A 12,415-nucleotide genomic window follows, 5' to 3' on the forward strand; every position below is an offset into this window, starting at 1 on the left:
CAGGCGGGATCGGCTCGCCCGCGCATGCGTGCGCGGCCGGCCGACCGGCCGGCCTGACGCCCGCGCAGCCGGTTCGAATTGATTTCGGTCAATCGTCAGAAGAAGCCGGCTGATGCACGAACGCAACATGCGCGGCCCGATGCCGCGCATGCGGGCGCAGCGGCGGTCTCAGCGGCCCGATGCGAGCGGTGCCGGCGCGTTCGCACGGCCACGGCCGGCCGGCGTGCCGCCGTGTTCGCCATAGGTGGCGGAGAGCGCGTCGACCCGCGCGAGATGGTGGTGATTGTCGTGATCCCACGGATGGAAGCCCGGCCGGAAGAAGCTCAGCCATTCGCCGGCGATCCGCGGGAACAGCCCGCGACGCGGCCCGTACAGGAACGCGATCATCCGCAGCATGCCGCGCACGTGATGGCCGGCGCCGCGATCGCGCCACAGCAGCGTCGCGTGCATCAGGAACACGGTCGGCCAGAACGTCAGCGTCGTCAGCAGATACACGCCGATGCGGATCAGGTAACGGCGCAGCCCCGGTTCCATCGCGGTATTCCATACGTCGAACGACACGGCCTTGTGCTCGGTTTCCTCGAGCGCGTGCCAGATCCACATCTGGCGGTAGCCCTCGACCGAGCCTTCGAGACGCGTCGGGTCGCGCAGCAGCCAGTCGGCGAGCATCGCCGTGTAGTGTTCCGCCGCGACCGTGTGCGCGAGCTGCACCGAATGCGGCAGCTTGCGCTTCATGTAGTTGAGCACCGTCCACACACGCTGGTCGAGCTTGCGCGCGGGCAGGTGGTTCGCCTGCATCAGCTCGTTGTATTCGACGTGCTCGCGCGTGTGCATCGCCTCCTGGCCGATGAAGCCGAGCACCTGCTGCTTCAGCACGGGATCGTCGATCCGGTCGCGATAGTTGCGCACCGAATCCATGAAGAAACGCTCGCCGGCCGGGAACAGCAACGACAGCGCGTTGAAGAAATGGGTCACGTGCGACCCGAGGCCATGCCAGTCCTTCGCGCGCTCGACCGGCAGGTCGAAGCGCAGGTCGCGGCGCACCGGCATGATCCCGGCTGCGGTGGCGGAAGCGGCTGACTTCATGTTCATCGTTCTCCTGGTTCCGGAGCGGCCCGGCGCGTCATCCGACGCGGCCGGCGCGGGCCCGGGCGGCGCATCGCGCACCGCCAAAATCTTGACATCGACAGCTGTAAAGATAGGTCGCCCGCGGCGGCGCGCGCAAGCCGCGCGGTAGATGCGCGCTTCCAAACAGGGCACGGTCGAAAAGGCGGAAAAAACGGCGCTCGAACAGCGTCCGGACGGGGCGGGATTCGAACGCGCGCGGCGGCTCGAGGGCGCTACGCGCTGACTCGTGCCGTGTGATGCCGATGGCCCGAAAGCCCCGCGTGGCAAGCGTTTCGGGGAATCCGGCGAAGCCGTGCCGCACGCGGCCGAGCGCGCCGGTAGCACCGATTCATACACGTGTCGCACTCGCGCGGTGCAACCCCGGTCGCACGGCTCGCGAAAAATTCAAACGCGCGTTCCATTTGCGTTCCGGGCGATCGCGGCCGTGGCAGCCCGCCGCCCGCCGCGACCCGCGTGCGACCGGCCGAAAGCCACGTGCGGCGGCCCGCTGCGCGCTCGCCTACAATAGCGGTTTTACCCATCCTTTTTCAGGAGAAGTCATGTCTGTCATCACGACCGAATCGGGCCTCAAATACGAAGACCTGACCGAAGGCACCGGCGACGTAGCGCAAGCCGGCCAGACCGTCAGCGTCCACTACACGGGCTGGCTGACCGACGGTCAGAAATTCGACTCGAGCAAGGATCGCAACGACCCGTTCGCGTTCGTGCTCGGCGGCGGCATGGTCATCAAGGGCTGGGACGAAGGCGTCCAGGGCATGAAGGTCGGCGGCGTGCGTCGCCTGACGATCCCGCCGCAACTCGGCTACGGCCCGCGCGGCGCAGGCGGCGTGATTCCGCCGAATGCGACGCTCGTGTTCGAAGTCGAACTGCTCGACATCTGACACCGCACGCAAGCCGCTCGCTGACGCCCTGCCCCATGGCACACCTTCCGTCCCCCACCGTCGCACTGCAACGCTACGACACGCTCGAAGCGTCGGATGTGCACGACTTTCACCAGATCGTGCTCGGCATCGACGGCGCGATGGTGATGGCGGTGGACGGCGTCAGCCAGCGGCTCGACCGGCACGGCGCGTGGCTGGTTCCGGCCGGCGCGCGCCACGATTACGCGGGCCTTGGCGAGAACCGCCAACTCGTGCTCAATCTGCCCCTCGCATCGCTCGCGGTGCCGCAGCGGCTGTTCGACAGCGCGCGCGCCGTGGCGATCGACCCGGCGCTGACGTCGCTGGTCGCGCAGATCGCAGCCGCCGCCGCGCAACTCGCAGCGAGCGCCGGCGACGCGCAGCACGCGGCCGCGCACCGTTTCCAGTGGCAAGCCGCCGCGCGGCTGTGTGGCGCGCTGCTCGACGAACGCGACATCGCCGCACCCGCGTCGGGCCTCGATTTCGCGCGCATCGACCGCTGGCTGCGCGCACGGCTCGCGGAGCCATTGCGCATCGCCGATCTCGCCGCGCATTGCGGCTACGGGATGCGCCGCTTTCATCAACTGTTCGTCGAAGCGTTCGGCGAAACGCCGCATCGCTACCTGCAGCGGCTCAGGCTCGACGCGGCCGTGATCCTGCTCGCGGACGGCCGGTATCCGCTCGTCGATATCGCCGGCATGGTCGGCTTCGCGGATCAAAGCACGTTTACGCACGCTTTCACGAAGCGCTTCGGCGTTGCGCCAGGTCGCTGGCGCGGCGAGCGGCATTGAACGCCGCTGCGCGCCCCCGCCGCGCACGCATCAGCGCACGTAGCCGCACGATTCGGTAAATCGCGCCACCGCCTTCGTCGTTCCCGCCCCGCTGCTTCGCATCCGGCGCTTCGACGCTTCACGTTCCGCTGAAACATCGCCCTCCGGTCGCGCCTACGATTGACGCATGGATACGACCACGCCCCCCTCCGCCTTCCCGTCCACGCTCGCCCGCGTCGTCGCGACCGTCAGCGCCGGTTTCGTCGTCACGCAGCTCGACGTGACGATCGTCAACATCGCGCTCGCGCATCTCGCCGGCGACCTGCACTTGCCGGTCGCCGGCCTGCAGTGGGTCGTCGATGCGTACACGCTCGCGTTCGCCGTCCTGATGCTGTCGGGCGGCGCGCTCGGCGACCGCTTCGGCGCGCGCCGCCTGTACATCGCCGGCCTCGTGCTGTTTGCACTCGCGTCGCTCGCCTGCGGTGCCGCGAGCGCACCCGCGATGCTGGTTGCGGCGCGCGCGCTGCAGGGCGTCGGCGCCGCGGCGATGCTGCCCAATTCGCTCGCGCTGCTCAACGACGCGTGCCGGCACGATCCGCATCTGCGCGCGCGCGCCGTCGGCTGGTGGACGGCGGCCGGCTCGATTTCGATCGCGGCCGGCCCGGTCGTCGGCGGCCTGCTGATCGCGGCGTGGGGCTGGCGCGGCATCTTCCTCGTGAACCTGCCGCTGTGTGCGGCCGGGCTGGCAGCTGCGTTGGCGTGGGTACCGGCGCGCCGTGCGGGGGCGGCGCCGGCCGCGCCCGCCCGTTCCGTTCGTGCGCTCGACCTGCGCGGCCAGTTCATCGCGATCGCCATGCTGACCGCGCTGACCGGCGCCGTGATCGAATGGCGGCCGCTCGGCTTCACGCATCCGGTCGTCGCCGGCGGCTTCGCGCTGGCCGCCCTCGCGGCGCTCGCGTTCGTTGCGGTGGAAGCGCGCACGGCCACGCCGATGCTGCCGCTGTCGCTGTTCCGCCATCGCACCTTCAGCGCGGCCGTGCTGTTCGGGATCTGCGTGAATCTCACGTACTACGGCACCGTGTTCGTGCTCGCGCTGTACCTGCAGCGCGCACGCGGCGAATCGGCGTTGCAGGCGGGTCTCGCGTTCCTGCCGCTGACGGGCGGCTTCCTGCTGTCGAACCTCGCGAGCGGCCGCGTCGTGGCGCGTCACGGCCCGCGAGCGCCGATGCTGGCGGGCGCGCTCGTCGCCGCGCTCGGCTACGGGTCGCTGCATTTCATCGACGCGTCGACGCCGCTGGCCGTCCTGCTCGTGCCGTTCCTGCTGATTCCGACCGGCATGGGCTTCGCGGTGCCGGCAATGACGACCGCCGTGCTCGCGTCGGTCGCGCCCGAACGGGCCGGCATCGCGTCGGCCGTGCTGAATACCGCGCGGCAAGCCGGCGGCGCGATGGGCGTGGCCGCGTTCGGCGCGCTCGCCGGCGGTGGCGGCGCGGCGCAGGTCGTGGACGGGTTGCGGATCGAAACGGCCGTGTCGGTCGCGCTGCTGGTCATCGCCGCGCTGCTTGCGACGCTGGTGCGGCCCGATGCCCATCGCGGTGCGTCGCCCGCGCGTCAGGCGGTGGCGGCGGCGGATTGAACAACGGATCCGGTCACGCGTCGCCGATCTTCCGCACGACCATCTCTGCCGCCTTCACCGGCCGGCCGTCGTCGTGCCGCAGCGCGAGCTTGCGGATCGCACGCCCGGTGCTGCGGTCGACCAGCACCGAATGCGGCTCGCCGCGCGCGAATAGGTTCGCCTCGCCCCACTGCCGCAACATCACGATCACCGGAAACAGCCCTTCGCCCTTCCTGGTCAGCGCGTATTCCTGATACGCGGTGCCGTCGGATGCCGGTACGACGTCGAACACGCCGGCGTCCACCAGCATCTTCAGCCGGTCGGACAGGATGTTGCTCGCGACGCCCAGGCTCGCGCGGAAATCGCCGAACCGGCGCACGCCGTCGAACGCGTCGCGCACGATCAGCAACGCCCAGCGATCGCCGACGATATCGGTCGCCCGTGCCACCGGGCACGGCGAATCCGCAAGACTTCTCTGCCTGGCCATGTTCCTCTCCGCAATCGTGCCGGCCGCCTTCGCGGCAACGCCGGCCATCCGTGCACGGGCATCTCGCCCGCCGCACAACAGGTTGCATTTTAAAACTACTTTTCCTACACTCCACACCAGTTTCAATTTGCAACCACTTTGCACGAGGGACCCCATGGATTCTTCCTGTCATTCCGGCACCGTTGCATCGAACGCCCCTGCGCATGCGACGCACCAGGCCGACGGCGGCCGCTTGTCCGCGGCACGCGTCGCGTTGCTGGCCGTCTGCTGCGCGGCCAGTGTCGCGAACGTGTACTACGCGCAGCCGCTGCTCGATTCGATCGCGCGCGATTTTCGCGTGTCGCAGGCGGCCGTCGGCGGGGTCATCACCGCGACGCAGCTCGGCTGTGCGCTCGCGCTGCTGTTCGTCGTGCCGCTCGGCGACCTGCTGAACCGCAAGCGCCTGATCACCGTGCAGCTATTGCTGCTGACGGCGGCCTGCATCGGGGTCGCCGCATCGTCAACGCGCGTCGCGCTGCTGGCGGGAATGGTTGCGGTCGGGCTGCTCGGCACCGCGATGACGCAAGGGCTGATCGCGTGCTCGGCCGCGCTCGCGGGCGCCGGCGAACGCGGGCGCGTGGTGGGTGCCGCGCAAGGCGGCGTCGTGGTCGGGTTGCTGGCCGCGCGCTCGCTGGCCGGCGTCGTCACCGATATCGCGGGCTGGCGGGCCGTCTACCTCGTGTCGGACGCGCTCGCGATCGCGATGCTCGTCGTGCTGTCGCGGCTGCTGCCGGACGAGAACGGGCCGCGCGAGCGCATCGGCTACGCGGCGCTGCTGCGATCGATGGTGTCGCTGCTGCGCGCTGAACGCGTGCTGCGCGTGCGTGGCGCGATCGCGCTGCTGATGTTCGCGGCATTCAGCATCTTCTGGAGCGCGCTGGTGCTGCCGCTGAGCGCACCGCCGCACGCGATGTCGCATACGCAGATCGGCGCGTTCGGCCTGGTCGGCGCACTGGGCGCGGCGGCGGCCGCCCGCGCGGGCCGGCTCGCGGATCGCGGGCGCGGCGAAGCGACGACCGGCGCTGCGCTCGTGCTGCTCGCCTGTTCGTGGCTGCCGCTCGCGTTCGGCAATACGTCGATTGCATGGCTGATCGTCGGCATCGTGTTGCTCGATGTCGGCGGGCAGGCCGTCCACGTCGTCAACCAGAGCATGATTCTCGGCGCGCGGCCCGATGCGCATGCGCGCCTCGTCGGCTGCTACATGCTGTTCTACTCGGCCGGCAGCGGGCTCGGCGCGATTGCGTCGACGATGATGTATGCGCGCGCCGGATGGACGGGCGTCTGCGTGCTCGGCGCGATCGTGAGCGTGGCGGCGCTCGGCGTCTGGGCCGCGACGCTCAGGCGCGCGTGATGCGTGCCGGCACCGCGTATCGGATGGAGAAGGCCGGCCCTTCGCGGCCGGCCGGTACAAGAACCAGCCGCGCACGCGCGCCGGTTCGGCTTTCGGTTCGGCGCGCAAGTAGCGCGCCGCGGGCGCTCAGCCTGCTGCCTGGATCGCCTCTTCGTACACGCCGGCAACGCGCCGCGCGATCACCGCGTTGTCGAAATGGTCGCGCGCATAGCGCTTGCATGCGGCCTCGTCGGGCAGCGTGATCGCACCCGACAGCGCGGCACCGAGCCCTTCCGCGATCGCATCCGCGCCCGTGGACGGCAGCACGAGATCGTCGGACAGGCCGGCCACCGCCTCCGGCAACCCGCCGACCGGCGTAACCAGCACAGGTGTGCCGGACGCGAGCGATTCGACGGTGATCAGCCCGAAGCCTTCGAGCGCGACCGTCGGCACGACGCTGACCGTCGCCGCGCGGTACAGCGTCGCGAGATGATTGTCGGGCACGAAGCCGAGCAGCTTCACGTTGTCCTGCAGCCCGGCCGCATCGATGCGCTGCTGCAGTTCTTCGCCGATCTTGCCCTTGCCGGCGATCAGCAGCAGCACGTCCGGGTGACGGTGCTTGAGGAGGCCGATCGCGTCGATCAGGTCCTCCAGCCCCATGCGCCGCACGAGCCGGCGCACGGCCAGCACGATCGGCCGGTCCTGCGGCAGTTGCAGCTTGTGGCGAGCCTCGGCCGGCGTGAGCGGCGTATCGAACTGTGCGGTATCGACGCAGCCGGGAATCACGCGCACGCGCGACGGATCGATCCCGTAGCGGTTCGTCAGGATCTGGCCGAACGCCTGCGACAGCACGATCAGCCGCGACGAACGCGTATAGACCGTGTGTTCGAGATAGCGCTTCGCGCGCTGGCCGAGGGACGCAGCACCTTCGACCTGGCTTTCGTCGGCCCACGGCCCCTGGAAATGCGACACCTGCGGAATCCCGCGCGTGACGTCGAGACCCGGGAACGTGTACAGCGCGAAGTGCGAAGAAATCACGTCCGGCCGCTCGCTGCGGATCTCCTCGCGCAACGCGCGCCGCGCGGCGAGCATCCGCCGCGCGAGCGACTCCGTTGCGGGGCCGAAGCCGTGGATCGCACCGTCCGTGTCGTCGGCGACCTTCGGCGAGCCGGCGACGAGCCCGCGCACCTCGACGCCCGCGCCCGGCAGCGCGCCGACGAGCGAGTAGTACATCCGGTCGAGGCCGCCCGCGCGTTCGGGGAACCAGTGCATGCCGATCTGCAACGATTTGATCGGCCGGGAAGATTGGGACATCACGTTTGCTCCTGCGTGACCGCATGCTCGACCCGCTCGAAAGCGGACGGCTGCGAGGGTTGGCCGATGCGCCGATAGAGCGCGACATACTGGGCGCCCATGTGCGCCCAGCCGAAACGGGTCATCAGTTCGCGGGCTGCTTCGCCCATCGCGCGACAGGTGTCGCGCGACGCCGCGAGCGAGCCGATCGCCTGCGCGAGTGCCGCCGGATCGTCCGGATCCTCCAGCACGATCCCGCATTCGCGCGTGATGATTTCCGCGCCGCCCGCCGTGCGCGCGGTGACGACCGGCAGCCCGGCCGCCATCGCCTCGAGCAGCGACAGGCTCATCGCTTCGTAGCGTGACGGGAACACGTAGGCGTCGACCGAGCGCATCAGCGTCGGCATGTTTTTCACGAGACCGAGGAAATGCACGCGCGAATCGATGCCGAGCGCGCGCGCCTCCTCCGGATACGGGCTGCCGGGCAGATAGCCGGCCACCGCCAGATGCACGTTCGCCGGCAGCTTCGTCAGCGCCTTCAGCACGGTGCCGAGGTTCTTGCGCGGCGTGCGCAGGTCGCCGACGAACAGCAGCAGGAACGCATCGTCCGGCAGCTTGAACGCCGCGCGGTCGGCCTGCGCACCCGCGAACGCGCCGGCGTCGACGCCGTTGTAGATCACGCTGATCTTGCGGCTGTCGATGCCGAGCCCGGCGATCTCGTCGGCCACCTTCTGCGACACGGCGGTGATCGCGCGGGAGCGCCGGTATGCCCAGCGCTCGAGCGTGGTGTTCACGCGCGTATAGACGTACTGGTAAGCGGACCACAGCCCCTTCGTCGGCCCGAACGGATAGTACGGACTCTTGAACCAGCCGCCGTGCACGAAGTGCGCGGTATTCACGTCGGCCTTGATCCACGAAATGAAGCCGTTCACGTGCAGCACGTCGTACTCGTCGCGGTGCGCGCGCAGCCACGCCGCGCTCTTCAGCGCGAACACCTGCTGCTTGACGAGATTCGACGGCCAGAAGCCGCCGACCTTCACCGGCACCCAGCGCACGCGCGGGTCGGCCAGCAGCTCGGGCGCGACGTGCGACGCGACCAGCGTGACCTCGTAGTTCTCGGCCAGCGCCGCGCGCGCGATTTCGTAATTGACGCGGCCCTGCCCGTCGTTATGTCGCACGACGTGCGTGACGATCGCGATTCTCAATGGTCGCCTCCCCGTAAACGCGCGGCGGCCAGCAGGCGTTGTGCCTTTTGCCAGTGCGCCGCGGAAAGAATCGAAAAAATGGCTGTGAACATCAGCAGGCCGCCCGTGCCGATCAGCGAGTTCGTGAACACGAGCATCGCGAAGGTCGACAGGCACAGGCTCAGGCACGCGCCGACGAACTTGTCCTTGCGCAGCTTGAACGCCGCGCGCAGCGTGCGGCCGAACAGCATCACGACGCCGGCGAGGTACAGCAGCGTGCCGGGCCAGCCGAGCACGAACGGCACGTTCATCACGCCGCTGTCGAAGCTGCCGTACTTGCCGAGCTCGCCGCTGTCGCTCGACAGCTTCGTCGATGCGCCCGTCGCGCCCATCCCTTCGCCGGCGACGTCGGTGAACGCCGTCTGCGCGAAGGTGGCGTAGAACTTGTTGCGATCGTCGTAGCTGCGGTCGTCCTTCAGGTTCGTGATCGACTGCAGACGCTGGCCGAGACGATCGGCCACCGGCCCGACGGTCAGCAGCGGCACGCACAGCCCGACCAGCACGACACCGCTGATGAGAATCCGCATCCGCACGCGGTTGTTCGACTGCGCGAGCTGGATCGCGAGCGCGATCACCCAGCCGCCCCACGTCGAACGCACGAGACACAGCGCGAACGACACGAAGCCGGCCGCCCCCGCGAACCAGCGGATCTTCTGCGGCGCCGCGAGCACGAACACCAGCGCGCCCATCATCGCGAACGCGAACGGCCCCGACGAATTCATCGTGCTGAACACGCGCACGCCGTACGGCACCGGCTCGCCCTGCGAACCCATGTCGGAACCGATCATCCACAGCACGTCCCACTGCGGCATCACGAAGTACTGCACGACGCCGTACACGCCCATCACGAGCATGCCCCACATGAACGTGGACAGCAGCACGTCGCGGTACTCGGGGTAGTCGCGCGCATTGACCATGATGTGAAAGCCGATCAGCACCGGGTACACCCAGTTCGCGAGGTCGTAGGTCGCGGCCATCACGCCGCTCGACACGATCCCGACGAGGTACGCGTACGTGAGCCCGAACAGCATCAGCAGGATCGGGATCCCGCGCCGCTGCGCGAGCACGCGGTAATGCCGGATCAGCCCCAGGCCGGCGATCATCGTTACCGCAAGCGGCGCGACCTGGATCAGGCTCGTCGGCGTGAATGCGCCCTTCGACCAGTCGGCGAGACGCCGGACTTCCGGGCTCAGGAACCACACCCACCACATGAAGCCGACGTAGCGCGCCGGACTCTTGAAATACAGCCAGATGCCGACCGCGATGGCCAGCACCGGAAACGCGAGCGTCAACACCTTGCCCTGGTGAATGGCGATCAGCGCGGCGGTAAACGTCCACAGCCCGGCCTGCCCGACCCAGTGCTTCGGTTCGGGTAGCCAGTTGCGGTTGCGCGACGGTGCGCGTTCGGCAGTAATCGTACTCATCGAACCGCTCTCACCGCGACGACGGACGCGAATCCGCGAGCGGCATCGCCCGGCCCGCCGCTGCCGATGTCCGGCGCCGACGCAGCATGTCGCGCGTGATCCGCACGTGCTGCTCGGCGAACGCCTGCGTGGTCAGGTCGCGGTCGCGCAGGCACGCGGCGGCGGCCTGCGCGCAGGCGAGCGCCGCGACCGGATCGGCCACGAAGCGATCGGCGGCCTGGCGCATCGCCTGTGCGTCGAACGCCGGCACATAGGCGACCGTATCGTGCGGGAAGTAGTCGCTGAGCCCGCCGACGTCGGACACGATCATCGGCTTGCCGACGGCTGCCGCCTCGAGCATCACGGTGATGCCCGACGCATGGAAGTTCGGCCGCAGCGGCACGACGATCACGTCGGCCCACGCGTACAGCTCGTGCTGCTTCGCAAGGCCCGACGCCGAGCCGATCTTCACGTTCGGCGCATGCCACTCGCGCGGCACGCGGCGGCGCGTCGCGAGCCGCACGTCGTAGCGCTCGTCGCCGCCGAACGCGGCGAGGAACGTGCGCCAGTCGCGGTCGCGGTCGTTGCCGATCGCCGCGATCCGCAGCGGCCGGTTCGGTTGCCATTGCTGCGGCTCGGCGATCGGGAAGTCCTGCGTGTTCAGCCCGTAGTAGACGAACTCGGCGTCGCGGCCGAGATAGCGGCGGCACAGGTCGGCGTTGTCGCGGGCCAGTGTGGTCAGCGCGTCGGCGCGTGCGATCAGCTTGCGGTACAGCCAGCGACGCGGGCCGCCGAAGCTGCCCCACTTGTCGAACAGCCACACGCTCTGTGCGAGCAGCAGCGGGCGCTTGCCCTGCGCACCGGCGAGTTTCAGGATCAGCGAAGCGGCAAGATGCTCCTGCTCCGTGTGCGTCCAGATCACGTCGGTATTCAGCAGCGCCGCGCGATTGCGCCACGCATGCACGACGTCGAAGCCGAGCGCGGCCTTCAGCGCGCGGCGCGCGAGGCTCGCGACGCGGTTCTCGCCACCGTCCTGCGAATAGCTCAGCCGGAATTCGTCGGATTCGGCATGGTGATAGCCGTACAGGCAGCCGATGTTCTCGCCTTTCCGGTAGGTACGCGGATCGGCGCCGTAAAACAGGTGAACGTGGACGTTCGTTGCAGCTTTCGTTGCAGTCATGCGAGCCCTCCGTGGGTGGCCGCGCGCGAGGCGCGCAGGCCGTTCAAGACGTCACCGGCGGCATCGCCGCACGATGGGGGGCAAGGTTCGCGCGGCGGGCATCGCGCGCACCGCGGCGCACCGCGCGCCAGTGCTCGCGGATCCGCTCGCGCTTCGCCGTATGCAGCGACAGCAGCACGTGCGCGAGGCCCGGATAGACGCGCGTACCGACCAGCGTCCACCACCACCACGCGATTTCGCGCCGGACCGGCGGCAGATGCTCGCGCAGGATCAGGTGCATGTTGTACGCGCCGTTGCTGATCGCATTCAGCGACGCGGCATCGCGCCGGTCGTCGTCGAAGCGCTCGGCCGGAAAATGGTCGACCGCGATCGCCGGGTCGTAGACGAGCTTCCAGCCGTCGCGCTGCACGTGCATGCTGAAACCCATGTCGTTGTGCATCTGCGCACCGGCACCGCGCAGCCGCGTGTCGAAGCGCAGCCGCTCGATCGCCGCGCGGCGGTAGCTCATGTTCGCGCCCTTCAGCATGTCGACTTCGCGCATGCCGCCAACGCCGAGATGGTGATTGCCGACGATCTTGCCGGACAGCGTGAGCTGGCCGACCAGCTCGCGCGATTCGTCGAGCAGCCGGCCTTTCTCGTGCACCCAGTCGCGTCCGCCGACCGCGCCCACGCGCGGATCGGCCTCGAATACCGACTCGATGCGCGCCAGCCAGTCGGGGTGCGGTGCCGCATCGTCGTCGGTGATCGCGACGATGTCGCCGTTCGCGGAGTCGAGCCCCTTGTTCAGCGCAGCGACCTGCCCTGTCACGTCGACCGGCACGACGCGCAGCGGCAGCGCGCCGCCGACCGCCGGATCGGCGAGCCGTTCGTGCGTGGCGTCATCCTCCGGGCGCGCGACGACGATCACCTCGTCGGGCAGCCGATGCTGCCGCTGCAGCGCCAGCAGGCAGCGCGCGAGGTCGGCGGGACGCCGGTAGGTCGGAACGAGCACGGAAATTTTCATCGTTGATTCTCCTGTCGGCCGGGC

Annotated in this window: 11 protein-coding genes; 4 read left to right on the forward strand and 7 right to left on the reverse strand. The window is 69.3% G+C overall.

Features of this window, described 5'->3' with window-relative positions:
• Positions 1-168: 168 nt before the first annotated feature.
• Positions 169-1,086: a metal-dependent hydrolase gene (locus BDI24065_RS27050; protein WP_175033856.1), complete on the reverse strand. Its 918-nt coding sequence runs from the start codon at positions 1,084-1,086 to the stop codon at positions 169-171.
• Between the two features lie 581 nt (positions 1,087-1,667).
• Here BDI24065_RS27050 and BDI24065_RS27055 point away from each other — a divergent pair.
• The 3 genes from BDI24065_RS27055 (at position 1,668) to BDI24065_RS27065 (ending at position 4,433) form a co-directional block, all read left to right on the forward strand.
• Positions 1,668-2,009 carry an FKBP-type peptidyl-prolyl cis-trans isomerase gene (locus tag BDI24065_RS27055; RefSeq protein WP_011355854.1) on the forward strand — a complete coding sequence of 114 codons (342 nt, stop codon included), beginning with the start codon at positions 1,668-1,670 and terminating at the stop codon, positions 2,007-2,009.
• Between the two features lie 35 nt (positions 2,010-2,044).
• Positions 2,045-2,818, forward strand: a complete 774-nt coding sequence (locus BDI24065_RS27060; protein WP_175033857.1) for a helix-turn-helix transcriptional regulator — start codon at positions 2,045-2,047, stop codon at positions 2,816-2,818.
• Between the two features lie 166 nt (positions 2,819-2,984).
• A complete protein-coding gene (locus tag BDI24065_RS27065) occupies positions 2,985-4,433 on the forward strand; it encodes an MFS transporter (RefSeq protein WP_175033858.1) in 1,449 nt (482 codons plus the stop codon).
• Between the two features lie 13 nt (positions 4,434-4,446).
• Here BDI24065_RS27065 and BDI24065_RS27070 read toward each other — a convergent pair whose 3' ends face one another.
• Positions 4,447-4,899 (reverse strand): winged helix-turn-helix transcriptional regulator, encoded by a 453-nt coding sequence (locus BDI24065_RS27070; protein WP_175033859.1) that lies wholly within the window; start codon positions 4,897-4,899, stop codon positions 4,447-4,449.
• A 154-nt stretch (positions 4,900-5,053) separates the two neighbouring features.
• Here BDI24065_RS27070 and BDI24065_RS27075 point away from each other — a divergent pair, with 154 nt between their 5' ends.
• Complete coding sequence (locus BDI24065_RS27075) at positions 5,054-6,289, forward strand: MFS transporter (protein WP_175033860.1); 1,236 nt, start codon at positions 5,054-5,056, stop codon at positions 6,287-6,289.
• 126 nt (positions 6,290-6,415) lie between these two features.
• On the opposite strand, the gene BDI24065_RS27080 is transcribed toward BDI24065_RS27075, so the two are convergent.
• From BDI24065_RS27080 to BDI24065_RS27100, 5 genes are read right to left on the reverse strand one after another with little or no spacing between them, the layout of a single operon-like run.
• On the reverse strand, positions 6,416-7,582 hold the full coding sequence (locus tag BDI24065_RS27080) for a glycosyltransferase family 4 protein (RefSeq protein WP_175033861.1): 1,167 nt from the start codon (positions 7,580-7,582) through the stop codon (positions 6,416-6,418).
• Positions 7,582-8,766, reverse strand: coding sequence for a glycosyltransferase family 4 protein (locus BDI24065_RS27085; RefSeq protein ID WP_175011723.1), 1,185 nt, complete (start codon positions 8,764-8,766; stop codon positions 7,582-7,584). The genes BDI24065_RS27080 and BDI24065_RS27085 overlap by 1 nt, the downstream gene beginning before the upstream one ends.
• Positions 8,763-10,229, reverse strand: coding sequence for an O-antigen ligase family protein (locus BDI24065_RS27090; protein ID WP_175033862.1), 1,467 nt, complete (start codon positions 10,227-10,229; stop codon positions 8,763-8,765). The genes BDI24065_RS27085 and BDI24065_RS27090 overlap by 4 nt, the downstream gene beginning before the upstream one ends.
• Positions 10,230-10,239: 10 nt before the next feature.
• A complete protein-coding gene (locus BDI24065_RS27095; RefSeq protein WP_175033863.1) occupies positions 10,240-11,388 on the reverse strand; it encodes a glycosyltransferase family 4 protein in 1,149 nt (382 codons plus the stop codon).
• Positions 11,389-11,431: 43 nt separating this feature from the next.
• A complete protein-coding gene (locus BDI24065_RS27100; protein ID WP_175033864.1) occupies positions 11,432-12,391 on the reverse strand; it encodes a glycosyltransferase family 2 protein in 960 nt (319 codons plus the stop codon).
• Positions 12,392-12,415: the final 24 nt, after the last annotated feature.

It is taken from the genome of Burkholderia lata (assembly GCF_902499025.1).
GTDB lineage: Bacteria > Pseudomonadota > Gammaproteobacteria > Burkholderiales > Burkholderiaceae > Burkholderia > Burkholderia lata_C.